Raw genomic sequence first — 24,809 nt, forward strand, 5'->3', positions numbered from 1 at the left:
GCGCCCGTGCCGCTCGCCGCGCTCACCGCTCCTGGAGCTTCCCCGATGACGCCACCGATCACCTTCACCAACACCGTGCGCTACAGCACCCTGGCGCTGTGCGTGCTGGTGGCCGTGCTCAGCCTCTTTTCGCTGATCGGCTTTGGCACCGGGTTGCCGTGGCTGCTGCTGTCGCTGGCGCTGATCGCGCTGGGCGTGTACGACATGCAGCAGACGCGCCACGCCATCCTGCGCAACTACCCCATCCTGGGCCACCTGCGCTTTGCGCTGGAATTCATCCGCCCCGAGATTCGCCAGTACTTCATTGAAAGCGATACCGAGGCCCAACCGTTTTCGCGCGCGCAGCGTTCCATCGTCTACCAGCGTGCCAAGGGCGAGCCGGACAACCGGCCTTTCGGCACGCAACTGGACGTGGGCGCCGAGGGCTACGAATGGGTCAACCATTCGATGCACCCCACCAAGATCGAATCGCACGACTTCCGCATCTGGATCGGCGGCGACCCAGGCCAGCCGCGCGCCGGTGCCGCGCCGTGCACGCAGCCCACAGTGCCAGCGTGTTCAAGATCTCGGCGATGAGCTTCGGCGCCTTGTCGGCCAACGCCAGCCTGGCGCTCAACCAGGGCGCCAAGATCGGCGGCTTTGCGCACGACACGGGCGAGGGCTCCATCTCGCAGTACCACCGCCAGCACGGTGGCGATCTGATCTGGGAAATCGGCGCGGGCTACTTCGGCTGCCGCAACGTCGACGGCACCTTCAGCGCCTAGCGCTTTACCGAGCAGGCGCGCGGGCCGCAGGTGAAGATGGTCGAGATCAAGCTCAGCCAGGGCGCCAAGCCGGGTCACGGCGGCGTGCTGCCCAAGGCCAAGATCACCCCCGAGATCGCGGCCGCGCGCGGCGTGCCAATGGGCGTCGACTGCATCTCGCCCGCAGCGCACAGCGCTTTCTCAACGCCGGCGGGCCTGATGCATTTCGTGGCGCAACTGCGCGAGCTGTCTGGCGGCAAGCCCACGGGCTTCAAGCTGTGCATCGGCCACCCTTGGGAATGGTTCGCCATCGCCAAGGCCATGCTGGAGACGGGCATCACGCCCGATTTCATCGTGGTGGATGGAGCCGAGGGCGGCACGGGCGCGGCGCCGGTGGAGTTCACCGACCACGTCGGCACGCCGCTGCAGGAAGGCCTGCGCCTGGTGCACAACACCCTGGTGGGCGTGGGCCTGCGCGATCGCATCAAGCTGGGCTGCGCGGGCAAGGTGACCAACTCGTTCGACATCGCGCGCATGTTGGCGCTGGGGGCCGACTGGTGCAACTCGGGCCGCGCCTTCATGATGGCCGTGGGCTGCCTGCAGGCGCAAACCTGCCACACCGGACGCTGCCCCACCGGCGTGACCACGCAAGACCCGCTGCGCCAGCGCGCGCTGGTGGTGGGCGACAAGGCGCCGCGCGTGGCGCAGTACCACGCCAACACGCTGCACGCGTTGAAAGAGCTGCTGCAGGCTGCGGGCCTGAAGCACACGGACGAAGTCACCACGCACCACATCGTGCGCCGCATCGACGATGCCGAGGTGCGCCTGCTGTCCTCCTTGATGCCGCAAGTGGCGCGCGGCGCCATCCTGGACGACCTGGCGCACCTGCCCAACGTGTTCCGCCTGTACTGGCCGCTGGCCAGCGCCCACAGCTTTGCGCCGCAACAGCCCGCCACCGATGCGGCGCCGCCCGACCTGCGCGACGCCGCGGCGCGACGCAAAAGCAACGCGCCCGCTTCGGCCAGCGAGGTGGCGCAGCAGCTGCGCACCGCCCCCGCTGCTGCGCAGCCGCATGCTGTGTCGGTCGAGCCGCAACAAGCGCCCGAACCGGTGGCCGCGCCGCCATCGCCCAGCGAGGTGCCGGTGACGTGGACGGCGTCCGACACGCACAACGCGCAGCATTGACTGAGCGCGTGGCGCCCGTGCGCGTCGCCGCCGCTTGAGCCATGCGGCGCTGAATAGTTTTTTTGAGGCAAATCAGCCTGTAGCGCAAGCTGGATAAGCGCTGGAGGCTATTGATTAAATAGCGATTGGTTATCGGCGTCGCCGCCATTGGCGTGCTCAATCGACTCGAACCTTGCGCGCAAGAGTGGTTAGTACAGCCCCTCAGCCGGTTCGCGCAAGCCGCCAGTGGCAATTTGGAAAGCGCTCGCGTGATGACCTTTCTGGACGCAGAAAAGCGTGGCCGAAAGCGGCCAGCCTGGGCACGCCCGCAAGACGTTTCACGGGTGAAAACCCCTAGCGTTGTGCTGCAGTGCGCCACCCATAATTTGCCCGTTTTTCACCAACTATCGGGTAGCTCGGGCCACATGAGTTCGGACAACATTCTGGAAACGCGCGGGCTCGTCAAAGAGTTCAAGGGCTTCGTGGCCGTCAACGAGGTGAACCTCAAGGTGCGCCGCGGCAGCATCCATGCCTTGATCGGCCCCAACGGCGCGGGCAAGACCACGTGCTTCAACCTGCTCACCAAGTTTCTCGATCCCACGCGTGGCCAGATCCTGTTCGATGGCGTGGACATCACCAAGGAAAAGCCCGCCCAGATCGCCCGCCGCGGTGTGGTGCGGTCGTTCCAGATCTCGTCCACTTTCGCGCACATGAGCGTGCTGGAAAACGTGCGCGTGGCGCTACAGCAGACGCTGGGCACCGCCTACCAGTTCTGGAAGTCGGAAAGCACCCTCAACCAGCTGAACATGCGCTGCATGGAGCTGCTGGACGAAGTGGGTCTGACCGAGTATTCACACCTGCCCGCCGTCGAGCTGCCCTACGGCCGCAAGCGCGCGCTGGAGATCGCCACCACGCTGGCCATGGAGCCCAAGCTCATGCTGCTGGATGAACCCACGCAGGGCATGGGCCATGAAGACGTGGACATGGTCACGCAGCTGATCAAGAAGGTGGCCGCCAACCGCACCGTGCTGATGGTGGAGCACAACATGAGCGTGGTCGGCAGCATCGCCGACATGATCACCGTGCTGCAGTTCGGCCAGGTGATCGCCGAAGGCCCTTACGCCGAAGTGTCGCGCAACCCGCAGGTGCTGGAGGCCTACATGGGCAGCGCCGAAGAAGCGCTGCAAGGCGCGCACGGCTGACGGGGGAGACACGACATGAGCACATCGAATGCACCGCTGGCCATCCAGCTCAAGGACCTGCACGCCTGGTATGGCGAATCCCACATCCTGCATGGCGTCAACATGGACGTGCGCCAGGGCGAGGTGGTCAGCCTGCTGGGCCGCAACGGCGCCGGGCGCAGCACCACGCTGCGCGCCATCATGGGCCTGGTGGGCAAGCGCGCCGGCACCATCCAGGTGAACGGCACCGAAACGATCAAGATGGCGCCGCACCACATTGCGCGGCTGGGCGTGGGCTTCTGCCCCGAAGAGCGCGGCATCATGACTTCGCTCACCTGCCAGGAAAACCTGATGCTGCCCCCCAAGGTGGCCGAGGGCGGCATGAGCGTGGAAGAAATCTACGACATGTTCCCCAACCTAAAGGCGCGCCGCAACAGCCCGGGTGGGCGCCTGTCGGGCGGCGAGCAACAGATGCTGGCCGTGGGGCGCATTCTGCGCACCGGTGCCAAAACGCTGCTGCTGGATGAAATTTCCGAAGGCCTGGCGCCGGTGATCGTGCAGGCGCTGGCACGCATGATCCGCGAGCTGCGCCAACGCGGCTTCACGGTGCTGATGGTGGAGCAGAACTTCCGCTTTGCCGCGCCGCTGGCCGACCGCTTCTACATCATGGAGCGTGGGTTGATCGTGCGCGAATTCAGCGCCGAAGAGCTGCAAGCCAACATGCACATGCTGCACGAGTACCTGGGCGTCTGAGCGCTCTGGCCGGTGTTTTCACGTCTGTTCACTTACCTGAAGGAGAAGTCTGTATGAAACGCAAATTGCTGTGCGCCCTGATCGCGGGCATGGGTGCCGCCGGCGTGGCGCAAGCCCAGGTGTCGGGCAACGTCGTGAAGATCGGCGTGCTGAATGACATGTCTGGCCTGTACGCCGACATCGGCGGGCCAGGCTCGGTGGTCGCCGCCAAGATGGCGGTGGAGGACTACCTCAAGGCCACCAAGTCTTCGCTGAAGGTGGAAGTGGTATCCGCCGATCACCAGAACAAGCCGGACGTTGGCTCCAGCATTGCTCGCAAGTGGTACGACACCGATGGAGTGGACGCCATCGTCGACGTGCCCACTTCGTCGGTGGCCTTGGCCATCAACCAGGTCACGCGCGAAAAGGGCAAGGCCTTCATCAACACCGGCGCTGCCACCTCTGACCTGACGGGCAAGGACTGCTCGCCCAACACCGTGCACTGGCTGTACGACACCTGGATGCTGGCACACGGCACGGGCAGCGCAGTGGTGAAGGCCGGCGGCAACAGCTGGTTCTTCCTGACGGCCGACTACGCTTTCGGCCACGCGCTGGAACGCGACACTTCCGATGTGGTCAAAGGCGCCGGCGGCAAGGTGCTGGGCGCCGTCAAGGTGCCGCTGAACACGCAGGATTTCTCTTCTTTCCTGCTGCAGGCGCAGTCGTCCAAAGCCAAGATCATTGGCCTGGCCAACGCGGGTGGCGACACCATCAACTCGATCAAGCAGGCGTCCGAGTTCGGCATCACCAAAGGTGGCCAGAAGCTGGCGGGCCTGCTGGTGTTCCTGCCCGACGTGCATGGCCTGGGGCTGAACACGGCGCAGGGGCTGAACATCACCGAAGCTTTCTACTGGGACCAGAACGACCAGACCCGTGCCTGGACCAAGCGCTTCGCACCGGCCAACGGTGGCAAGTACCCCAGCTCCGACCACGCGGGCGTATATGCGGGGGTGATTCACTACCTGAAGGCGGTCGACGCGGCCAAGACGGACGACGGCACCAAGGTGGTCGCCAAGATGAAGGAATTGCCCACCGACGACCCGCTGTTCGGCAAGGGTCAGATCCGCCAGGACGGCCGCAAGATCCATCCGGTCTACCTCTTCGAGGTGAAGAAGCCCAGCGAGTCGAAAGGCCCGTACGACTACTACAAGACCGTCGCCACGATCCCGGCCGACAAGGCTTTCCGGCCGATGGATCAGGGCAGCTGCCAGCTGGTCAAGAAGTAATCAAGGCCCACTAAGGTCAGGCACTAGCAAGGCGTAGGACACGCATGGATATCTTTGGCATTCCCATTCAGGCGATGATGGGGCAGTTGCTCATCGGCCTCATCAATGGCTCGTTCTACGCCTTGCTGTCGCTTGGCCTGGCCGTCATCTTCGGCCTGCTCAACATCATCAACTTCACCCACGGGGCCCAGTACATGCTGGGCGCCTTTGGGGCTTACCTGCTGCTGAACAAATTCGGCCTGGGGTACTGGTGGTCGCTGCTGCTGGTGCCCCTGCTGGTGGGCGCGGCCGGTGTCGTCATCGAGCGCACCATGCTGGCGCGCCTGTACAAGCTGGATCACCTCTACGGCCTGCTGCTGACGTTCGGCCTGGGCCTGATGATCCAAGGGTTCTTTCGCAACGAATACGGCTCGACCGGCTTGCCGTACTCCATACCCGAGCAGCTCTCGGGCGGCTACAACCTGGGCTTCATGTTCCTGCCCAAGTACCGCGGCTGGGTGATTCTGGCTTCGCTGGTGGTGTGTCTGGCCACGTGGTTCGTGATTGAGCGGACCAAGCTGGGCGGCTACCTGCGCGCGGCCACCGAAAACCCGCAGCTGGTGCAAGCCTTCGGCATCAACGTGCCACGCATGATCACGCTGACCTACGGCTTCGGTGTGGCACTGGCGGCGCTGGCCGGCGTGATGGCCGCGCCCATCTACCAGGTCAGCCCGCAAATGGGGGCCGATCTGATCATCGTGGTGTTCGCCGTGGTCGTGATCGGTGGCATGGGCTCCATCATGGGCGCCATCATCACCGGCTTCGCGCTGGGCCTGGTGGAGGGGCTGACCAAGGTTTTCTACCCCGAGGCTTCCACCACCGTGATTTTCGTGATCATGACCATCGTGTTGCTGATCCGCCCGGCCGGCCTCTTCGGCACCCAGAAGTAAGCGACCGACCATGAACGCCGTGACTTCCAATTCCTCTTCCGTTTACCAGGCCGGCGCCGCAGCACAGGCCGCCACCAGCCAAGGCGTGGCGCGCACGCAGCGCGCCGCCTTCATCATCATGGTGGCCATCCTGGTGGCCGCGCCCTTGCTGGGCGTGTACCCGGTCTTCATGATGAAGGTGATGTGCTTCGCGCTGTTTGCGTGCGCCTTCAACCTGATGCTGGGCTACGTCGGCCTGCTGTCTTTCGGCCACGCCATGTTCTTCGGCGGCGCCGCCTACGTGAGCGCGCACGCTGCCAAGGTATGGGGCCTGACGCCCGAGCTGGCCATCCTGCTGGGCACGCTGAGCGCGGGCGTGCTGGGCTGGGTGGTGGGGCTGCTGGCCATCCGTCGCCAGGGCATCTACTTCGCCATGATCACGCTGGCCTTGGCGCAGATGATCTTCTTCTTCAGTCTGCAGGCCCCGTTCACCGGCGGCGAGGACGGCATCCAGGGTGTCCCACGCGGCAAGCTGTTTGGCTTGATTGATCTGTCCAACCCCACCGCGATGTACATCTTCGTGGCGGTGATCTTCCTGGCTGGCTTTCTGTTCATCCGCCGCGTGGTGTATTCGCCCTTCGGTCAGGTGTTGCAAGCCATCCGGGAGAACGAGCCGCGCGCCATCTCGCTGGGCTACGACGCCGACAAGTTCAAGCACATCGCCTTCGTGATTTCCGCTGCTTTGGCGGGCTTGGCCGGTTCCACCAAAGCGCTGGTGTTCCAGCTGGCTTCGCTGACCGACGTGCACTGGAGCATGTCGGGTGAGGTGGTCTTGATGACGCTGCTGGGCGGCCTGGGCACCATCTTCGGCCCCGTGATCGGTGCCACGGTGATCGTGACGATGCAGAACTACCTGGCCGAGCTGGGCGCCTGGGTCACCGTCATTCAGGGCGCCATCTTCGTGGTGTGCGTGCTGCTGTTCCGCCGCGGCATCATCGGCGAGCTGGGGGCGTTGCTCAAGAAATCGCTGTGACGCAGGCGGGCCGCCCGCACACCGTAAGCCGGCGGCCCCGCAGGGGCTGGCCGGCTTTTTCTATGGCGCAGCTTGCGCCGAAGTCGCTTCTTCAGGCCAGGGCTTGCGCACTTGGACCCCGTAGGCGGTCAGCCTGCGCGCCAGTTCCAGCACGTGGCCGTCCTTGCTGACCAGCATGGCGCGGCGCTGCGCTGCCAGGTCGATGAAGATCTGGTCGTCTGCGTCGCGGCAGCGCACAGGGCAGGGCGCTGGCGCGGCCTCTTCGATCAGGGCATGGGTGTCGAACAGCGCCAGAATCTGCTCGGCGGTTTGGCGGGTGGCCTCCAGCCGCGCAGTGATCAGCGGGTAGGCCAGCACGCGGCGCAACTCATCGCGCATCGCCGCTGAAGCGTGCCAGCGCCATCGCGTGGTCACGATGTCGCGCAGCAAGCCGCTGGCGCCGGGATCATGAAACACCCACAGGTCGAGCACGCAGTTGGTGTCGATGACGACGGCGGTGCCTGCCTCCAGCTGGGTCATTCAATACTTCAAAAAGTGTAGCTGCCGGCGCAGGCGGCTAGGGCGCTGGAGGCGGATTTGAGTCGGATTTTTCGCGCCGCGCCGTCAGGTCGAAGCGGAACAGGCGGCATTCGATGGGCCCGTTCCACATCGGCACGCGGCGCGTTTCCTTCAGCCGCAACCGGCTGGGCAGCTTCAGATCGGGCGTGAGCAGCCAGGCCGTCCAACCGGCGTAGTGCGTCTTCCAGTGCGCGGCCAGTTGGGCAAAGAAATCGTCGCCCGTGTCGCGTTCGGCGGCGTCTTCGCCTGGGCGTCGCTGGTCCGCCGAGCGGCTCAGTGGGCCGTGCTGAAACGCTTCGCGCCCGCGCGCCTTTTGCCCGGCCACGCCCGCGGCCGCGATGCGTTCGCCGTACGGCGGGTTCATCAGCATGACGCCCGGCTGCGGGGTGGGCGGTACGCGCTGCAGCGCATCGCCACCGCGCAGCTGTACGGCGTGGCCGACGCCCGCGCGCTCGGCGTTGCGCTGGGCGAAGTCGACCATGCGGTGGGCCACGTCGCTGCCGAACACCTGGATGGGGCCGGGGCGCCGAGCGCCTTCGCGCGCTGCGGCCTTGATCGCCATCCATGTGCGCGCGTCGAACGGGCGCAGCTGCTCGAACGCAAAGCGGCGCGCGCCGCCCGCAGGCAGGCCCAGCACCAGTTGCGCGGCTTCGATGGCGATGGTGCCGCTGCCGCAGCAGGGGTCGTACAGCGGCAGCTCACTCACGCGGCTTGCGGCGGGCTCCCACCAGCCGCTGGCGGCCAGCATGGCAGCGGCCAGCGTTTCCTTGAGCGGCGCATCGCCTTTGTCTTGCCGCCAGCCGCGCTTGAACAATGGCTCGCCACTGGTGTCGATGGACACGCTGGCGTGCGTGGCGCTCAGGTGCGCGTGGATGCGGACCTGCGGGTGCTGCGTGTCGATGCTGGGCCGAACGCCGCCCGCGGCGTTGCGGAAGCGGTCGGCCACCGCGTCTTTCACGCGCAGTGTGGCGAAGTTCAGGCTCTTGAGCGGGCTGGCCTGCGCCGTCAGGTCCACGCGGAAAGTCTGCCGGGCCTGAAACCACTGTTCCCACGGCACTTCGGCGGCCAGTGCGTACAGGTCGTGTTCGTCGCGGTAGGGGCCGTGCGCCAGCTCGATCAGCACGCGCTGCGCCAGGCGGCTGTGCAGGTTCAGCCGCATCACCACGGCCCAGTCGCCGCGCACGCGCACGCCCCCGCGTTCGGCCAGCAGGTCGTGACCGGTCAAACCGGTGAGCCCGTGAACCTCGTCGGCCAGGTAGCCCTCCACGCCGCCGGCGCAAGGCAGGAAAAGTGTCAGATCGGCCGCCTTGAATGCGGCAGTGCCAGATGAAGTCGCCATGGCTGCGCATTGTGACCGACGCGCGCAGTGCGCCAGTGCCGGCGCCAGGGGCAGGCGCACGGACAAGGTCACGAACGGGTCTTCGTGCGTGTACGCCAGCGATCCGCCGTGCGCCTGCGCGATCGACTGGCACACGTACAGGCCGAAGCCCAGGCCGCCGCGCGAATCGTCCACCGCGGCCGGTTCGGTGCCGCTGAACAACATGTCCACCACCGCCGGAACGATGGGAGGGCTGATGTTGCTGATTTCGGTGACGGCGGAATCGCCCTCGCGACGGACGCGCACCACCACCGACTCGCCGGCCTGCCCGTGCCGCAAGGCGTTGTCGATCAAGCCGTCGAACAGCGCGGCCAGGCGTTCGTGGTCTGCCTGAACGACCACGGGGGCGGCGTCGCCGCGCTTGGCGGGCGTGTCCAGATAGATCGACGCACCGTGTTCGCGCTGCAGCGCTTGCGTCACGCGCGCGGACAGCAGGGCGGGCAGGTCCACGGGTGCCAGGGCCAATGGCTTGACGTTGCCGCGCATGAGGCTCAGCTCCATCGCCTTGTGCAGCACGCGGTCGAAGCGACTGGTTTGGTCGCTGGACTCGGGCAGCGCCACTTCACGCGCCTGCGCGCGCAGCATGGCCCCGACGGCGTTGCGGTAGCGGTGCATGTCGGCCACGCCAGCGCCCACCAGCAGCCCCAGGCTGTTACCCAATGCCTGCAGCGCATCCCGCTCCACCGCGCCCCATGCGACAGTGCCGTCAAAGTCGCTGTCTGGGCCGGTCGTGGTTTCACCAAGGGCGCTACGCGCTGCGCTGGGCACATCGCCGTCGCCGGCGTCCGGGGCCTGGCGGCGCAAGAGCAGGATCCGCGTTTGACTGGGTTCGTCAAAGCAAAACGACATCATCCCGCCCCAGCCCGTCAGCCGTGCCGCCAGGTCGGGTGCAGACTCGGTCAGCGCATCGGTGACATACACCCGACCGCTGTCGACGCCGCCGTCGTGCAGCCAGCGCAGCAGGGCGGTCTGCAGTCCGTGGGGGATATCGCCGTGCGCGAACACGCTGGATTGGTGGCTCATCACCGCAGCCTGCGCCCTGAAGGCGCGCGCCATGTTCGGCAGTCGCGATGCCAGCACCAGCGCCGGATCGGTGGCGCCCTGAAGTTGCGCCAGCAAATTGCCGCGAAGGCGCTCGTGCGTCAACTCGCGTGCAGCGCGGTCCTTGTCCAGTTGGTATTGCAACTGGGTAGACAGCAGCTCGCCCAGCACGGCGCAGCTGGCGCGCACGGGGTAGGGCACCTGCACCGCCGCGCGGTGATGGCAGGCGAGGATGCCCCACAGATCGCCGTCCACGATCAAGGGCACGCACATGGACGCACTGATCCCGCTGTCATGCAGGTAATGGGCATGAAAGTCCGGCACGCTGCGCAGTGCGGACAGTGTCATATCCAGCGGAGCTTCGTGACCGGGCGCAGCTTCGAGCGGCACCGGCGCACTGTCAGCATCCGGAACGTGCCGCGCCGGATTCAGGCTGAACAAGCGACGCGCTTCAACCGGTATGTGGGCTTCTGGAAAGCGCTGACCCAGGCGCGGCGGCCAGTCTGTGGCGCTGCTGGCCTCGGCCACCACCTGGCTGCTGCCGTCTCGCTTGAAATGGTAGGCCAGCACGCGGTCAAAACCCAGCATGGCGCGCAGGGCCCGCGTGCCTTCGTCCAGCAAACCCTGTACGTTGGTCTGTTGGCGCAAGCGGCGCACCACCTGATGCAAGGTTGGGCCGGGATCAAGGTCTTGCCTAGGGTGGGGGCTGGGTTCCAGCTCGACCAGCGTGCCCCATTTCTGCCGCCGGACAAGGCAGTCAAACTGCCGCCCGTTCAGGGCGACGCGGTGATGATCGGCCAACGCAGAATCTTCGCCGCCAGCTTTTGCGGCAACCAGGCTGGCGCCGCTCAGCCCAAACTGTTCGGGCAGCGCGCGGCCGAGCGAGGGCGCCTCGTGGCCCAGCAGCTTGGCCGCATTGGCACTCAGGTGCGTCACAACGCCAAAGCCATCCAACGCGATCAGCACGCCGTGGGCTTGAATCGCGCCAGGCGTGTGAAGTTGGGATTGAGGTTTGAGCAGCGCCACCGGTGGTCCTTGGTCAGATCGTGCGCTGGCGGCCAGGCGTGAGGCGCCGTGGCTGGCCGCACGTCCGATGCAAACGCGTAGGGGAATTCCTACACGCGACCCAGTGTATCGGTGTGCGCGACGCGCGCTCTGCCACGAGGCATAGCCGTGACAGGCGGTCGACGACGGCGCCTGGCGGCGCGTCAGGCAGAAGCCTTGCGCAGCCCGGCCACGGGTATGCGCAAGCCCTCGCGGTACTTGGCTACCGTGCGGCGCGCGCAGTCGATGCCCTGGGCTTTCAGCAGCTCGGCCAGCTGGTTGTCGGACAGCGGCTTGGCCGTGTTCTCGGCATCGATCAGTTGCTTGATCAGCGCCCGCACGGCGGTGCTGGACGCGTTGCCGCCCGATTCGGTGGCCAGCGCCGAGCCGAAGAAATACTTCAGCTCGAACGTGCCGCGCGGCGTGGCCATGTACTTGGCGGTGGTCACGCGCGAGATGGTGGATTCGTGCACGCCCAGCTCGTCGGCCAGGTCGCGTTGCACCATGGGCCGCATGGCCAGCTCACCGTGGATGAAGAAGCTCTTTTGCCGTTCGACGATGGCTTGCGACACGCGCAGGATGGTGTCAAAGCGCTGCTGGATGTTCTTGATGAACCAGCGGGCCTCTTGCAGCCGCTGCGCCAGCGCCTGGTGGTTTTCGCCGCCTTTGCCGCCGCGCAGTGCGCTGGCGTACACGTCGTGCACGCGCAGGCGCGGCATCACATCTGGGTTCAGCTGCACGCGAAAGCGCTGCTGCGCACCGCTGCCGCGCACGCTGACGATCACGTCGGGCACCACCACGTTGCGCTCCACGTCGGCAAAGCGGCGCCCCGGCTTGGGCTCCAGCGTGGCGATCAGCTGCATGCCCTGGCGCACCTGCGCTTCGGGCAGGCCCGTCAGCGCGGCCAGGCGCTTGGCGTCGCGCTTGGCCAGCAGCTCGATTGCCCCGTGCTGGGCGCAAATGGCCTCGGCCGCCCCGACGCGGGCCAGCTCGTCGGGCTCGCCCGCGCAGGCTGCGCGCAGATCGCGCAGCTGCAGCGACAGGCATTCGGCCAGGTTGCGGGTGCCCACGCCGGCCGGCTCCAGCGACTGCAGCAGTTTTAGCGCCATGGTGAAGCGGTGCACCAGCTCTTCCATCTGCTCGATATCGTCGTCGTCGTCGATCAGCGTGGCGGCCAGCTGCGCAAGGGAATCTTCCAGGTAGCCGTCTTCGTTCAGCGACTCGATCAGAAAGCGCAGCGCGGCCGAATCCTCGGGCGACAGGCGAAGGGCCAGCGCCTGCTGATGCAGGTGTGCGGTCAGGCTTTCCTGGGCGCCCGTGCGTTCGCCGGCGTCCAGCTCGTCGTCGCCCGCAGCCTGCTGTCCCCGCGCCGGGGCGTCGCCACCCCATTCGCCGTCGTCGGCGCTGACGTCCACGCTGCCATCGCCGTCCCAGCCTTCGTGCAGTAGGGATTCAGAGTCCAACGGGCCTTCAGCGCCCGCGCCATCAGCGCTGGCAGCTTCAAATTCTGTAGCATTCTCGCTGACCCGGTCGCCCTCGCTGGTGCGCGTGTCGGCACGCGACAGGCCGAATTCCTCGCGCGGGGCGCCGTCTTCCTCGCGCTCCAGAAAAGGGTTGTCGTCCAGCATCTGCTCCACCTCGCTGGACAGCTCCAGTGTGGACAACTGCAGCAGCCGGATCGACTGCTGCAGCTGAGGGGTGAGCGCAAGGTGCTGCGAAACCCGCAGCGACAGACCGGGCTTCACAGGCGGAAATTCTCTCCCAGGTACACGCGGCGCACCTGTGGGTCCTCGACGATGTGCGCGGGCGTGCCGGTGGCCAGCACCCGCCCTTCGCTGATGATGACGGCGTGGTCGCAAATGCCCAGGGTTTCACGCACATTGTGATCGGTGATCAGCACGCCAATGCCGCGCGCCTTCAGGAATTCGATGATGCGCTGGATCTCGATGACGGCGATGGGGTCAATGCCTGCGAACGGCTCGTCCAGCAGGATGAAGCGCGGCTGAGTGGCCAGGGCGCGAGCAATCTCGACGCGGCGGCGCTCGCCGCCCGACAGCGCCGGCGCCGGGGAATCGCGCAGGTCGTTGACGTGCAGCTGCTCCAGCAACTCGGTCAGGCGCCGCTCGATCTCGTCGCGGCTCAGCGCGCGGCCGTCGGGGCCGACCTGCAGCTCCAGCACGGCGCGCACGTTCTCGGCCACCGTGAGCTTGCGAAAGATCGATGCTTCCTGCGGCAGGTAAGACAAGCCCAGGCGCGACCGACGGTGGATCGGCATGTCTTCAATCGACCGCCCGTCGATGCTGATGGTGCCGGCGTCGGCGCGCACCAGGCCGACGATCATGTAGAACGAGGTGGTCTTGCCCGCGCCGTTCGGGCCCAGCAGGCCGACGACCTCGCCGCTGGCCACGTCCAGCGACACGTCGTGCACCACACGGCGGGCGCCGTAGTTCTTGCGCAGCCCGCGCACCTCCAGGCGGCTGTGGCCGTGCTCAGGCGCCAAGGCGGCGGGCATGCTGCCGCCAAAGCGCGAGGCCAGTGCTTCCGCGTTCGCCTCGCTCACCGTGCGGATCCTGTGGCGGGCAATGTCGTCGAGGGCCGCAGCGGCGCGCTGGCGGCGGGCGCTGGCGCAGCGGCCGGGGCGCTGGCCGGATTGCGCGGCGCCAGGATGGCGCGCACGCGCCCGCCGGGGGCAGCCGACGGGGCGCCTGCGGCGCGAGATCCGGCGTCGACCGTGTAAACCTCGGTCACGTTGTTGTAGACGATCAAGCTGCCCATCACTTCATCTTGAATCGTGGCGCCCGCCAGGCGGCGCATTTCGGCGCGGCGGATGAAACGCACGATGTCGCTTTTGCCGTCGTATTCGATGGTTTCGGCTTCGCCCTCGATGTATTCGTCCACGCCCTCGCGCTTTTGCCGGAAGAAGGCGCGCTTGCCGGAGTCGGCGTACATCGTGCCGGACTGGTTGCCGCTCGCGTCCTGGCGCACCTCAAGGCGCGCGCCGCGCATCACGATGGTGCCTTTGGTCACCACAACATTGCCGGTGAAGGTGGTGACTTGCTTTTGATCTTCGTAGCGGCCTGCGTCCGCTTCGATGTTCATGGGTTTGTCGCGGTCGGCGCGTTCCGCGAAGGCGGGGGTGACCAGCGCCAGCGCCAACAGGCCGGCAGCGGCACCGCCCAAGAGGCGCCAGAGAGTCTGGGTATGGGGCACGATTTTTGCTTTACCTATGCGCGCCATTGTAAGCGCAGCGTGCCGCCCGCGCATGAAAAAGCCCGTCGAAACGGGCTCATTCTGGCGCCTTGGCGGGCTGCGGCCATCAACCTTTGCGGGTTTGGGCAATCAGGTTGTTGGTGATCTGAATCATGCGTTCAAAACCACCGGCCATCGACCCATCGGTGTAGTAGCGGCCAGCAATGCCCAAGGCAGGCGTGCCTTCGACCTTGTAGGCGTCCTGCAGCTGGGTGACCTGGCGAATCTTGCTGGCCACGCCGAAGGATTTGTAGGCGGCTTCAAACTTGGCGCGATCCAGGCCCTGCTCGGCGATCCAGGGGAATAGCACATCCGGCTTGTCCAGGCGGATTTTCTTGACCTGCAGCGCGTCGAAGATCTTGGCGTGCACTTCGTCGACCTTGCCCATGGATTCCAGCGCGTAATAGATGCGCTGCAGCGGCTCGAAGCTGCTGTTGAAGCCCACGTGCTCAAGGCGCACGGAAACGTCTTTGGGGGCCGCTTTCTTCCATGCGGCAAAGATCGGCTCAAAGTGCATGCAGTGCACGCAGCCGTATGAGAAGAATTCCACCACTTCGACCTGACCGGCCGGAGCGTTCACGGGGGCGCGGCTCTTCAGCTCGACGTAGCCCTTGCCCGACTGGGCGTGAGCAGGCAGGGAAATCAATGCCGGCGCGGCCAACACGGTGGCGCTCAGGGCAAATTCGCGACGTTTCATCTAGTTCTCCAAGAAACAGGGGTAGCGGGCTATGGAGTGAGCCGGCGCGGCCGAAGTTCCGTCCATCCCGCCGTCTTTCAGCAGCGGCGTGCCGAATTACCGCTGCACGCGCACCAGGGCGGAATCGAAGCCATTGCCATCCAGGCGGCCCTTCACGCGGTCGGCGGCGTCCTTGTTCTGGAACGGGCCCACGCGCACGCGATACACCGTGCGGCCGGCCTGCTCGCGCTCGGTCACGCGCGCTTCCACGCCCATGAGGGATAGGCGTGCGCGCTGCGCGTCGGCGTCGTCCTGGGTGCGGAAGGCGCCGGCCTGCACGAAATACGTGAACGGGTCGGCCGTGGCGCTGCTGGGTGCGGCATTGCCGGTGCGCGAGGCGACCAGGTCGCCCAGCGGGTCGGACGAAGTGGGCTTGGAAGGGGTGCGCGCGGTGGATTCGGCCGCAGGCTTGGTTGCCGAGGCGGTGGCGGTTTCCGTCGCGGGCTTGGCTTCGCGTTCGCGCTCACGGGTGGCGGACGCGGCCGCGCTGCGCGTGGGCGGGGTGACTTCGGCGGGCGCCGGCACGGGCCGCGAGGTGGGGCGCGCTACTTCGACCGGGGCAGGCACAGGCGTCGCCTCGGGGGCGGGCGCCACGGTGCCGGCGGCGGTGGGCGCGCCCGGCTTGGCGGCGTTGCGGTTGCGCAGGGGGCTGTTCGGGTCCCAGTCGCGGTTTTTCTCCGCTTCGGCGGCATCTTGGCCGCTGGTGCGCGAAGGGCTTTTGTTGACGAACGGGATGGGCACCTTGGCAACGTAGATCGCCACGGCCAGCGCAGCCGCCAAGCCGACCATCATCCCCAGGATGATGCCCAGAAAGGTGCCGCCGCGTTGTTTTGAATTCATCATGTTGAAAATAACGCTCACATCTTGGTCGGAGCGGACACGCCAAGCACCGACAGACCATTGTGCAATACCTGCGCGGTGGCCGCGACCAGCGCCAGGCGGGCCAGCTTGACAGGCTCGTCGTCCACCAGAATGCGCTCGGCGTCGTAGTAGCTGTGGTAGCTGGCGGCCAGCTCGCGCAGGTAGAAGGTGACGTCGTGCGGGGCAAAGTCCTGCGCCGCGGCCGTCAGCATGTCGGGGTACTTGGCCAGCTGCAGCATCAGCGCCTGGGCAGCGGGGCTGTCCAGGGGCCTCAGGTCCACACTGGCCAGGCTGTTCACGTCGCCGCCCCAGGCCTGCAGCACCGAGCAGATGCGCGCGTGGGCGTACTGCACATAGTAGACCGGGTTGTCGTTGTTCTTCTGGATGGCCAGATCCACGTCAAATGTGTATTCCGTATCCGGCTTGCGGCTCAGCAGGAAGAAACGCACCGCGTCGGCGCTGGTCCATTCGATCAGATCGCGCAGCGTCACGTAGCTGCCGGCGCGCTTGCTGATCTTCACCTCCTCGCCGCCGCGCACCACCCGCACCATGGTGTGCAGCACGTAGTCGGGGTAGCCCAGGGGGATGCCCACGTCGGCCGCCTGCAGCCCTGCGCGCACGCGGGCAATGGTGCCGTGGTGGTCGGTGCCCTGGATGTTGATGACCTTGTGGTAGCCACGCTCCCACTTGCTGATGTGGTAGGCCACGTCGGGTACGAAGTAGGTGTAGCCGCCTTCGGATTTGCGCCCGTCCGGCGTGGTCACGGCGGACTTCTTCATCACCCTGTCTTTGTCGTCGCCGTAGTCCGTGGTCTTAAGCCACAGCGCGCCGTCCTGCTCGTACGTCTTGCCGTTGGCGATCAAGCGCTGCACCGTCGCTTCCACCCGGCCGCTGGTGTACAGGCTGGATTCGAGGTAGTACTCGTCGAATTTCAGGCGGAAGGCCTGCAAATCCTTGTCCTGCTCGTGGCGCAGGTAGGCCACCGCGAACTGGCGGATGCCGTCCACGTCGTTCACGTCGCCGCTGGCGGTAAAGCTGCGGTCGTCGGCCTGCACGGTCTTCTTGGCCAGAAAATCGTCGGCAATGTCCTGGATGTAGTCGCCGTTGTAGGCCGCTTCCGGCCAGCCCTCGGCGCCGGGCTTGAGGCCCTTGGCGCGCAACTGCACCGAATTCGTCAGCGTCTCGATCTGCACGCCGGCGTCGTTGTAATAGAACTCGCGGTGCACCTGCCAGCCCTGCGTGCTCAGCAGGTTGCAGATGGCGTCGCCCAGCGCGGCCTGGCGCCCGTGGCCCACGTGCAGCGGGCCCGTGGGGTTGGCGCTGACGAATTCAACCAAAACACGGTCTGGCCGAGGTGGCTGCTGCGCGAACAGCTCTTTTTCTGATAGCACTTCGCGCACCACCTGCTGCTTGGCGGCGGGCTTCAGACGGATGTTCAGAAAGCCGGGGCCGGCCAGCTCGATCGCTTCTACCCACTGCTGGAAGGCCGGAGTGGCTTCGAGTGTGGCCTTGAGCTGCTCACCCAGCGCACGCGGGTTGGCCTTGAGGGGCTTGGCCAGCTGCATGGCGGCGGTGCACGCCAGGTCGCCGTGGGCGGCCTGCTTGGGCGATTCGAACGCGGCCTTTTCACCGGCGCCGGGCGATAGTTTTTCGAGCTCGCCGGACAGCGCGCCCAGCAAGTCTTGTTTGACGGATGACATGGGCGCGAATTATCCACGCGCACCCGGCCCGTCGCGGCAGATGCGCCGCAAGCCCGCGCGCCATTTGCGGCATGATCCGGCCCCATGAATGAGCGCGCCCAGGCGGTTCCCCGCATCTCCTGCGTCATGCCGGCCTTCAACGAGGCCGCCACCCTGCCACGCGTCGTGCCGCAGGTGCTGGCCGCGCTGGCCCAGCTTTCGCCCCATGTCGAGCTGATCGTGGTCAACGACGGCAGCCGCGATGCCACCGCGGCCGTGGCGGCCGAGCTGTGCGCCGCGCACCCGCAGCTGGTGCTGATCGATTTGTCGCGCAATTTCGGCAAAGAGGCGGCCTTGTCCGCCGGGCTGGACAGCGCGCGCGGCGACATCGTCTTTCTGATGGATGCCGACGGCCAGCACCCCACGGCGCTGCTGGCCGAGATGCTGGCTGGCTGGCGGCAGGGCTACGACGTGGTCTACACCGTGCGGCGCACCCGCAGCGACCAGTCCGCGCTGCAGCGGCGCCTGACGGGCGTCTTCTATGGCCTGCTGAACTGGCACGCGCGCGTCAAGGTGCCGCGCAATGCGGGCGACTTTCGCCTGCTGGACGCGCGGGTGGTGCAGGCGCTGCGCCTGATGCCCGAGCGGCACCGCTTCATGAAGGGCCTGTACGCGTGGGTGGGCTTTCGCAGCCTGGCGCTGGACTACGAACCCCTGCCGCGCCTGGCGGGCGAGACGCGCTTTGGCCTGGTGGGCGCCTTTTCCTTGGGCACCACCGGCTTGTTCGCCTTTTCGGCCACGCCGCTGCGCCTGATGGGGATGACGGGCGTGCTGCTGTCGCTGGCCGCGCTGCTGTATGGGCTGTGGGTGGTGTTCGAGTACGCCTTTTTGGGCATCTCGGTGCCTGGCTACGCCACCATCGTGGCCGGCATGATGCTGCTGGCCGGCGTGCAGCTGATGGCGATCGGGCTGCTGTCCGAGTACGTGGCCCGCATCTACGACGAGGTGAAGCAGCGCCCGCTGTACCTGGTCGCTGGGCGCGCGGGGCAGGGGCTGGCCGGCGATGGCGCCGCGCCTTCCGCGGACACCCCCACGCTGTGAGCGCCCTTCGCACCGGCTTCTGGTTTGGCGCCGTGGGCGCCTCCGCCGCGCTGACGCACCTGCTGGTGTTTGGTGTGGCGCAGCGCTGGATGGCGCCGGAATGGGCCAATGCGGCGGGCTTCGTGGTGGCGTTTTTCGTCAGCTTTGGCGGCCACCGGTGGCTGAGCTTTCGCGATGCAGCCACGGGCGTCGGCCAGAGCCTGGGGCGCTTTGCCGCCACGGCGCTGCTGGGCTTTGCCACCAACGAAGCGGTATTCGTGCTGCTGCTGCGCGGGCTGGGCGTGCCCTCATGGCCGGCGCTGGTGGCTGCCCTGCTGGTGGCAGCCGGGCAAACTTTCGTGCTGAGCCGCTTCTGGGCCTTCCGGCGCTGATTGCCACAGCGTCCAGCGCGGGTCTTCGTACGTAGCGTGCCAGCCCATGCGCGCCAGCGCGTCGGCGTGCGTGTCGGACTCGGCGCGCGGCCCTGTCAGCAGCCAGCGGCGGGGCTGGGTGGCGGCGCGCGCCAGGGCGTCGGGCGTTTGCAGCAGCGCCGCAGCGGCGGCGGGTTCAAAGTCGCCCGCGTCCATCAATTCGCGCGCCCAGCTGTCGCCCGCGCTGCTGCGCAGCTTGGGCCAGTCCTGCACCACGATCAGCGGGCGTTGCGTTCGCGCCAAAAAGGGCAGGTCGTACGGGTAAGAGCCGGTGCGCGCCAGGTACACCGGGTCGTTGGGGCTGGCCTGGCACGCCAGCGCCTGCGCCACGCCGGGGTTGAGCTTGTCCCCCGTCATCCGGCCAATGCCCAGGGTAAGGCCCACCGACAGCAGCAATGGCGCCGCCGCCAGCGCCACGAACCAGCGCGTCAGGGCGGGCCACCGCGTCACGGCGCGCTGCCAGCCCGCGGCGCACAGCAAGGCCAAAGGCGGCATGACGGGCAGGATGTAGCCCACGAGCTTGGAGCGCGGCACGCTGAAGAACAGCAAGATCGTGCCCAGCCAGATCCCGCACAGCCACAGCGTTTCGCGCGTGCGGCGGTCGTCCGCCGTTCCCAATGAGGTGGGCTGGCCTGCGGTGCGCGCGCGCTGGCGCACGAGCATCAGCACCGGCCACGGGAACAGCAGCAGCGCCGCGGCCGCCACGTAGAACCACCAGGGCTGCGCGTTGTTGAAGCCACCGCTGGTGTACCGCGCGAACTGCTGCGTGCCGAACATATAGGCCCACAGGCCCGGATAGCGGTGCGCCGCCAGCGCGAACCACGGCCCGGCGATGGCCAGGAACAAGGCCACGCCCGACACCCAGGGCAGGCGCGGCACCTGCCGCCAGCGCCGCGTGACGCTGATCCAGATGAACAGCACGGCGCCCGGCAGCACCACCCCGATCAGCCCCTTGGTCAGCAGGCCCAGCGCGCAAGCCACGAAACCGGCCCGCGCCCAGCCGGCGTGCGGCGTGTCAGCGTGTTTTGCGTCGGCGGAGGCGGGCGCCAGCAAAAAGGCCAGCGCAAAGCACCAGATGGCCGAGGCGATCCACGCGGCCACCAGCATGTCGTGGTTGATGTACTGGCCGCCCAGCAAAAACGCCGGGCTGGTGGCCAGCATCCAGGCGGCGGGGCGGGCCAGCCGTTCGCCCGTCAGGCGCCGCGCTGCCGCGTACAGCCCGCCCAGCATGAGGCCCGCCGCCAGTGCCGGCACCAGGCGCCCTGCCCAAGCCGTGGGGCCCAGCAGCGCCATGGCGGCCGCCTGCAGCCAGTGCAGCAGCGGGGGTTTGTGGAAGAAGGGCAGCCCGTTCAGGCGCGGCACCAGCCAGTCGCCAGACAAGAGCATCCAGCGGCTGACCTCGCCATAGCGCCCCTCGTCCGGCAGCGCCAGCGGCCGAACGGCGGCCAGCAGGATCAACCCCAGCCAGCACGCAAACAGGGCCTGCCGCGTGCTCAGGCGCCAGCCGGCGCTGGGGGCCCAGCGCGTGCCTTGCGGCGGCGTGGGCAATGAATTGGCAGCGTCCATCCCCTGACTCTCATCCGTGCGTCAGCGCGTTGGGTCGCGCTGGGCAGGCCGCCTTGGGCCTGCGGCTGCGCAGTATGGGGCGCGGTGGCGGGCGCGCAAGCGATTTCAGGCCGCCAAGGCGTTTGGCTAAGCGCGGCTTCAGATTGGGGCCGTTTTGCCGCGCCAGGGCACCGTGGTGCTGGCTCAGGCCTGCGCTGAATACAGCGCGCTGCCGCGCACCAGCCGCACGCGCTGCTCGGCCAGCTGCCGCGCGAAGGTGTCGCTGGCGAGGAAGTGCGCCTCGCGCGCGCGGGCAGGCGCAATCGGGTCGGGGTCTTCGCTGACCGTGTCGGCGTCGCCGGGGTGGCACATCAGCACCGTGCCGGCGTCGCTGGTGGCCAGCCACTGGGCCATGTGGTGGGCGTAGGCGGCCTCGTCGCCCTGAAAATCATAGATGCCAGAAAGCCATCTGGCGCAGGCCAATCCTGCGCTGGTAGCTATCTTTTCAAGAGCGTTGGCGCCCAGCGCTGCGATGACGCCCGATTTCAGCGTGCGCTGTGCGGCGGGCGCGCGCGACACCCGCAGCCACGGGCGGCGCGCCAGGGCGCCATAGCGGCGCGCCAGGCAGGCCACCAGCGCCTCGCGGATGCCGGCGAACTGCTGCACGTGCTGGTGCCCGTCTACGTGGTCGGGCGGCGCGTCCCAGGCGGCCTCGAAGGCGTCCAGCTGGCGCTCAATCACCGCCGTGGCCTGGGCGCGGTCAAACCCGCCCAGCGCCGCGCGGGCCATGGCGCGGTTCAGCGTCATGCCGTGGCCGGCGTGGATGGCGAAGGGGCTGGTCCAGTCCAGGTGCAGGCCCACGTCGATGCGCCCGCGCCCGTTGGCCCGCAGCGCCGCGGCTTCCACGGGCCAGTGCGGCGACAGCACCATCGCGCTGGTGGCAGACAGGCGGCCCTGCGCGGCCAGGCGGCGGATGGCGGCGCTGATGGTGGCGCTTTGGGCGTAGTCGTCCGCGCACAACACCAGGGGTTTCGTGGCGGCCACATCGCCGCCGCCAGAGGGCAAGAAGGGGTTCATGGGCAATGCACCGCCGCTGTGCCCCCCGTGTGGCTGGCTTGCGCACGCCTCGCAATCTCTGCCGCAGCTTGCGGGCCGTCCGCCACCGGCGGGGGCGCTGGGCGTGGCCACCAGGCCCAGCCGCGCGCCAGCGGGCGGGCGCCTTCGGGGACTTGGCAGGTGGGCCACACGCTGATCGTGCGGGCCTGGGCCAAATCGGTGGGTGTCAGCCAGGGGCTTCGGCGCAAGTCGCCGTCGATCAGCACACGCGGCTGGCCGGGCAAATGGCGCGCCAGCATGCCCGCCACGCCGTACGGCCCGTTGATGACGTCCACCGGCACGTCGATGGTGTGCGCCATGGCGGCAAAGTCGCGTTGCCGCCAGGCGCCTTTGCCCATCGGGTGGTGCGCCTGCTTGTCTGCGCTGTGCAGCGTGATGGCCAGCAGCAGCAGCTGCAGCAGGCCGGCCATTGCCCAGACCACGCGGGGCAGTGGCGCGTCGCCGTAGCGCCAGCGCCTGGGCAGCAGCACCTGGATCGCCGGCACCGTCCACAGGGCGAAGGCGGTGCTCCACTTCATCTGCAGGTGAATGCCGCCCGCCATGCTGAGGGCCACGGTCAGCAGCATCGGCCCGAAACCGGCCAGCAGCAGGAAATCGCGCTGCCAGCGGTCCGGCGGTGGCACGGGCCGCTCTGGGTTGTCTGGGCGCTGGCTGAGCACCCCCGCCGCAGCGAACACCAGCACCCAGGCCGGTGCCAGCCGGTTGACCATCCAGTCGGCCATCCACAAAACGGCGTGCGGCCCGCGCGCCGACCAGCGCAGGTGCGCGCCCAACGAGCTGTCGCTCGCGTACGTCAGCGGCGCCCACTGGTGGGTCGTCAGCCAGAGCAGATGCGGCGCAAAGACCAGCGCGGCCAGCACCGCAGCCAGTGCCAGCCCCCACCGGTGGCAGGCCACGCGCCAGCCGCCGATGCGCAGCCACCACAAGGCAACGCACAGCGCCACCAGCGCCATCTGGTACTTGGCCAGCATGCCTGCGCCCAGGCAAAGCCCGATGCCGGCCCACGCCGCCAGGCTGGGGCGCTGCGTGGTGCGCCACAGCAGGCACCACACGGCGGCGATGAACGGCATCATCACCACGTTGTGGTTGTAGATGGGCAGGCGGTCGGTGGCGTAAGTCAGGCACAGCGCGGCCAGCACGGCCAGCAGCGCATCGCCCCGCCCCAGCAGGGGCCGCAGCAGGGCGTGAAAAAGCCACAGCGTCACCACCATGCAGGCGGCGGCCAGCAGGTACGTCAGCAGCGGGGTGGCGGGCCACGCCGGGCTGGCGGCGGCCAGCAGCCAGGTGGGCAGCGGCGGGTGCTTGTAGTAGCCCCATTCCACTGCCCCGCGCCAGACCAGCTGCTCCACGTTGTCGATGGGTGGCGTACGCCACAACCGTGCGGCCAGCAGCACCCACGCACCGGTGGCGGCCAAGAGCAGGGCAGCCAGGCTTCGCGCTGGCAGGCGCTGGAGAATCTGCGGCACGGGCTTAACGTCAGCCGAAGCCGCGCGCCAGGAACACGGCTGCCAGCGGCACCAGGGCGATCAGGTGCGCTTCAATCATCACCAGCTTGCGCGTCTTGCGCACCTCAGCCTCGGTCGGCAGCGTGCCGTCGGCCCGCAGCCGCTTGCGCCAGCGCAGGTAACTGCGCGTGGGTCCGATGGAGAGCAGGGCCACCACCACGAACAGCGTCAGCTTGATGTGCAAGAGCGGGTTGGTCCAGTACCAGGCCGTACCCTTCACACCCCAGATCGTGCGCGCCACGCCAGTGGCCAGCACCGCCACCGCCGCCCCGGCGTAGATGGCGTCCAGCCGCACCAGGCGTTCGACCACCTTGGCATTCAGCCATTCGATGCGGCACAGCGCCGCCTCGCTGGCGATGAACACCACCATGGTCAGGATGGCCAGCAGGTGCAGGTAGGCCAGGATCGCTTCAAGCGCCATGCGACAGGATTCCGAAGGGGGCGACGAAATAGGGGGACAGGTATCCCGCCCATTCTACGAAGCGGATGTGACCGTCGGGCGCGCCAGCGGCGCAGGCCTGCCGCGCCAGAAGGCCTCGTCCGCGTAGCGCTCGCGCAGGTAGTCCACCCACAGCCGCACGCGCAGCGGCAGGTGCCGCGTGGGGTGCGGCAAGATCGCATAAATGCCGTTGGGCGGTGCGGCAAACGCTTCCAGCACGGGCACCAGGCGGCCTTCGGCGATTTCGCGCTCCACCTCCCACGTCGATCGCCAGGCGATGCCGTGCCCGGCCAGGCACCAGTCGTGCAGCACCTGCCCGTCGGAGCAATCCAGCGGCCCGCTGGGGCGCAGGTGGATCAGCTCGTCTTCCGCCGCAGCGCCGGCGGGCAGCGCGCCGTCGTCGCTGGCCTTGGGCACGCGAAAAGCCCAGCCGCGGGTTTGCGAGGCGTCGCTGGACAGCACAAGGCAGTCGTGCTGCATCAGCTCGCGCGGGTGCTCGGGCGTGCCGCGCCGTTGCAGGTATTGGGGCGTGGCCACGGCCAAGCGGCGGTTGTCGGCCAGGCGGATGCTGACCAGGGAGGAATCGGGCAAGTCGCCTACGCGCACGGCGCAGTCGTAGGGCTCGGCAGCCAGATCCACCACGCGGTCGGACAGGTTGAGCGAAATGCGCAGCCTTGGGTGCGCCGCGTGGAAGGCGGGCAGCAGCGGCGCGACGTGCCGCCGCCCAAAGCCCGCCGGCGCGGTGATGCGCAAGTGGCCGCTGGCGTGCACGCCGCCGGCCGATACGCTGGCCTCGGCGCCCGCCACCTCGGTCAGGATGCGCTGGCAGTCGTCCAGAAAGGCCGCGCCTTCGTGCGTCAGCGCCATGCGCCGCGTGGTGCGCACCAGCAGCTTCACGCCCAGGTGCTCTTCCAGGGCGTCCAGCCGGCGCCCGATGACGGCTGGCGCCACCCCTTCGGCGCGGGCGGCGGCGCTCAAGGAGCCGCGCGTGGCCACCGAGGCGAAGGTCTCGAAAGCCTTGAGCTTGTCCATGAAGCGGGCATTATGCGCAGATGTGGCGCAAAGCTGGCGCGCGCTGTTCGCGCTGCGCGGGGCTATGC

General features: G+C 67.8%; 20 protein-coding genes and 2 pseudogenes. 8 read left to right on the top strand and 14 right to left on the bottom strand.

Annotation, left to right across the window (positions count from 1 at the left end; genetic code table 11):
• Positions 1-45: 45 nt before the first annotated feature.
• The 6 genes and pseudogenes from C6570_RS05265 to C6570_RS05290 all read left to right on the top strand — a co-directional run.
• Positions 46-1,766, top strand: a pseudogene (locus C6570_RS05265) (FMN-binding glutamate synthase family protein); the annotation flags it as partial.
• A 566-nt stretch (positions 1,767-2,332) separates the two neighbouring features.
• Positions 2,333-3,109, top strand: coding sequence for an ABC transporter ATP-binding protein (locus C6570_RS05270; RefSeq protein WP_106702290.1), 777 nt, complete (start codon positions 2,333-2,335; stop codon positions 3,107-3,109).
• Positions 3,110-3,124: 15 nt separating this feature from the next.
• The gene (locus C6570_RS05275) at positions 3,125-3,841 is read left to right on the top strand and encodes an ABC transporter ATP-binding protein (RefSeq protein ID WP_106702291.1); all 717 of its coding nucleotides are present in this window, start codon (positions 3,125-3,127) and stop codon (positions 3,839-3,841) included.
• Positions 3,842-3,894: 53 nt separating this feature from the next.
• A complete protein-coding gene (locus tag C6570_RS05280; RefSeq protein WP_106702292.1) occupies positions 3,895-5,106 on the top strand; it encodes an ABC transporter substrate-binding protein in 1,212 nt (403 codons plus the stop codon).
• Positions 5,107-5,150: 44 nt separating this feature from the next.
• The gene (locus C6570_RS05285; RefSeq protein ID WP_106702293.1) at positions 5,151-6,035 is read left to right on the top strand and encodes a branched-chain amino acid ABC transporter permease; all 885 of its coding nucleotides are present in this window, start codon (positions 5,151-5,153) and stop codon (positions 6,033-6,035) included.
• Between the two features lie 10 nt (positions 6,036-6,045).
• On the top strand, positions 6,046-7,047 hold the full coding sequence (locus C6570_RS05290; protein WP_106702294.1) for a branched-chain amino acid ABC transporter permease: 1,002 nt from the start codon (positions 6,046-6,048) through the stop codon (positions 7,045-7,047).
• Between the two features lie 60 nt (positions 7,048-7,107).
• Here the strand turns inward: C6570_RS05290 and C6570_RS05295 are convergent, their stop codons facing one another.
• The 9 genes and pseudogenes from C6570_RS05295 to argS form a co-directional block, all read right to left on the bottom strand.
• Positions 7,108-7,566 carry a putative toxin-antitoxin system toxin component, PIN family gene (locus tag C6570_RS05295; RefSeq protein ID WP_106702295.1) on the bottom strand — a complete coding sequence of 153 codons (459 nt, stop codon included), beginning with the start codon at positions 7,564-7,566 and terminating at the stop codon, positions 7,108-7,110.
• 37 nt (positions 7,567-7,603) lie between these two features.
• Positions 7,604-8,944, bottom strand: a complete 1,341-nt coding sequence (locus C6570_RS18365) for a THUMP domain-containing class I SAM-dependent RNA methyltransferase (RefSeq protein ID WP_245896422.1) — start codon at positions 8,942-8,944, stop codon at positions 7,604-7,606.
• 57 nt (positions 8,945-9,001) lie between these two features.
• Positions 9,002-11,050: pseudogene (locus C6570_RS18370) on the bottom strand (GAF domain-containing protein); the annotation flags it as partial.
• A gap of 182 nt (positions 11,051-11,232) precedes the next feature.
• The gene (gene rpoN, locus C6570_RS05305; protein WP_106702297.1) at positions 11,233-12,813 is read right to left on the bottom strand and encodes an RNA polymerase factor sigma-54; all 1,581 of its coding nucleotides are present in this window, start codon (positions 12,811-12,813) and stop codon (positions 11,233-11,235) included.
• Positions 12,810-13,580, bottom strand: a complete 771-nt coding sequence (gene lptB / locus C6570_RS05310) for an LPS export ABC transporter ATP-binding protein (RefSeq protein WP_106704527.1) — start codon at positions 13,578-13,580, stop codon at positions 12,810-12,812. Before lptB ends, rpoN begins: the two co-directional genes overlap by 4 nt.
• Positions 13,581-13,624: 44 nt before the next feature.
• Positions 13,625-14,278, bottom strand: coding sequence for a lipopolysaccharide transport periplasmic protein LptA (lptA, locus tag C6570_RS05315; RefSeq protein ID WP_245896304.1), 654 nt, complete (start codon positions 14,276-14,278; stop codon positions 13,625-13,627).
• 106 nt (positions 14,279-14,384) lie between these two features.
• On the bottom strand, positions 14,385-15,014 hold the full coding sequence (locus tag C6570_RS05320) for a thiol:disulfide interchange protein DsbA/DsbL (RefSeq protein WP_106702299.1): 630 nt from the start codon (positions 15,012-15,014) through the stop codon (positions 14,385-14,387).
• A gap of 96 nt (positions 15,015-15,110) precedes the next feature.
• The gene (locus C6570_RS05325) at positions 15,111-15,893 is read right to left on the bottom strand and encodes an SPOR domain-containing protein (protein ID WP_106704528.1); all 783 of its coding nucleotides are present in this window, start codon (positions 15,891-15,893) and stop codon (positions 15,111-15,113) included.
• A gap of 17 nt (positions 15,894-15,910) precedes the next feature.
• Positions 15,911-17,614 carry an arginine--tRNA ligase gene (gene argS / locus C6570_RS05330; protein ID WP_106702300.1) on the bottom strand — a complete coding sequence of 568 codons (1,704 nt, stop codon included), beginning with the start codon at positions 17,612-17,614 and terminating at the stop codon, positions 15,911-15,913.
• Between the two features lie 126 nt (positions 17,615-17,740).
• On the opposite strand from argS, the gene C6570_RS05335 reads away from it, so the two are divergent.
• Positions 17,741-18,694: a glycosyltransferase family 2 protein gene (locus C6570_RS05335; RefSeq protein WP_245896305.1), complete on the top strand. Its 954-nt coding sequence runs from the start codon at positions 17,741-17,743 to the stop codon at positions 18,692-18,694.
• Positions 18,691-19,065 (top strand): GtrA family protein, encoded by a 375-nt coding sequence (locus C6570_RS05340; protein ID WP_106702302.1) that lies wholly within the window; start codon positions 18,691-18,693, stop codon positions 19,063-19,065. Before C6570_RS05335 ends, C6570_RS05340 begins: the two co-directional genes overlap by 4 nt.
• Here C6570_RS05340 and C6570_RS05345 read toward each other — a convergent pair.
• The 5 genes from C6570_RS05345 to C6570_RS05365 all read right to left on the bottom strand — a co-directional run bounded on the left by C6570_RS05345 (position 18,982) and on the right by C6570_RS05365 (position 24,741).
• A complete protein-coding gene (locus tag C6570_RS05345) occupies positions 18,982-20,670 on the bottom strand; it encodes an ArnT family glycosyltransferase (RefSeq protein ID WP_106702303.1) in 1,689 nt (562 codons plus the stop codon). The genes C6570_RS05340 and C6570_RS05345 overlap by 84 nt on opposite strands.
• A 183-nt stretch (positions 20,671-20,853) precedes the next feature.
• Entirely contained in the window at positions 20,854-21,726 is an 873-nt protein-coding gene (locus C6570_RS05350; protein WP_106702304.1) for a ChbG/HpnK family deacetylase, read from the bottom strand.
• Positions 21,723-23,231: a glycosyltransferase family 39 protein gene (locus C6570_RS05355; protein WP_106702305.1), complete on the bottom strand. Its 1,509-nt coding sequence runs from the start codon at positions 23,229-23,231 to the stop codon at positions 21,723-21,725. The genes C6570_RS05350 and C6570_RS05355 overlap by 4 nt, the downstream gene beginning before the upstream one ends.
• Before the next feature lie 10 nt (positions 23,232-23,241).
• Positions 23,242-23,691 carry a DUF2214 family protein gene (locus C6570_RS05360; RefSeq protein WP_106702306.1) on the bottom strand — a complete coding sequence of 150 codons (450 nt, stop codon included), beginning with the start codon at positions 23,689-23,691 and terminating at the stop codon, positions 23,242-23,244.
• A 54-nt stretch (positions 23,692-23,745) separates the two neighbouring features.
• Positions 23,746-24,741, bottom strand: coding sequence for a LysR family transcriptional regulator (locus C6570_RS05365; protein ID WP_106702307.1), 996 nt, complete (start codon positions 24,739-24,741; stop codon positions 23,746-23,748).
• Positions 24,742-24,809: the final 68 nt, after the last annotated feature.

Origin of the sequence: Ottowia oryzae (assembly GCF_003008535.1) — a bacterium.
GTDB lineage: Bacteria > Pseudomonadota > Gammaproteobacteria > Burkholderiales > Burkholderiaceae_C > Ottowia > Ottowia oryzae.

Coding starts and splice junctions, on each gene's coding strand:
- argS (WP_106702300.1), bottom strand. CDS start 17,614: ATGTCATCCGTCAAACAAGACTTGCTGGGCGCGCTGTCCGGCGAGCTC.
- C6570_RS05285 (WP_106702293.1), top strand. CDS start 5,151: ATGGATATCTTTGGCATTCCCATTCAGGCGATGATGGGGCAGTTGCTC.
- C6570_RS05335 (WP_245896305.1), top strand. CDS start 17,741: ATGCCGGCCTTCAACGAGGCCGCCACCCTGCCACGCGTCGTGCCGCAG.
- C6570_RS05365 (WP_106702307.1), bottom strand. CDS start 24,741: ATGGACAAGCTCAAGGCTTTCGAGACCTTCGCCTCGGTGGCCACGCGC.
- C6570_RS05280 (WP_106702292.1), top strand. CDS start 3,895: ATGAAACGCAAATTGCTGTGCGCCCTGATCGCGGGCATGGGTGCCGCC.
- C6570_RS18365 (WP_245896422.1), bottom strand. CDS start 8,944: ATGGCGACTTCATCTGGCACTGCCGCATTCAAGGCGGCCGATCTGACA.
- C6570_RS05295 (WP_106702295.1), bottom strand. CDS start 7,566: ATGACCCAGCTGGAGGCAGGCACCGCCGTCGTCATCGACACCAACTGC.
- C6570_RS05360 (WP_106702306.1), bottom strand. CDS start 23,691: ATGGCGCTTGAAGCGATCCTGGCCTACCTGCACCTGCTGGCCATCCTG.
- C6570_RS05345 (WP_106702303.1), bottom strand. CDS start 20,670: ATGGACGCTGCCAATTCATTGCCCACGCCGCCGCAAGGCACGCGCTGG.
- C6570_RS05270 (WP_106702290.1), top strand. CDS start 2,333: ATGAGTTCGGACAACATTCTGGAAACGCGCGGGCTCGTCAAAGAGTTC.
- C6570_RS05325 (WP_106704528.1), bottom strand. CDS start 15,893: ATGAATTCAAAACAACGCGGCGGCACCTTTCTGGGCATCATCCTGGGG.
- C6570_RS05290 (WP_106702294.1), top strand. CDS start 6,046: ATGAACGCCGTGACTTCCAATTCCTCTTCCGTTTACCAGGCCGGCGCC.
- C6570_RS05350 (WP_106702304.1), bottom strand. CDS start 21,726: ATGAACCCCTTCTTGCCCTCTGGCGGCGGCGATGTGGCCGCCACGAAA.
- C6570_RS05275 (WP_106702291.1), top strand. CDS start 3,125: ATGAGCACATCGAATGCACCGCTGGCCATCCAGCTCAAGGACCTGCAC.
- lptB (WP_106704527.1), bottom strand. CDS start 13,580: ATGCCCGCCGCCTTGGCGCCTGAGCACGGCCACAGCCGCCTGGAGGTG.
- C6570_RS05320 (WP_106702299.1), bottom strand. CDS start 15,014: ATGAAACGTCGCGAATTTGCCCTGAGCGCCACCGTGTTGGCCGCGCCG.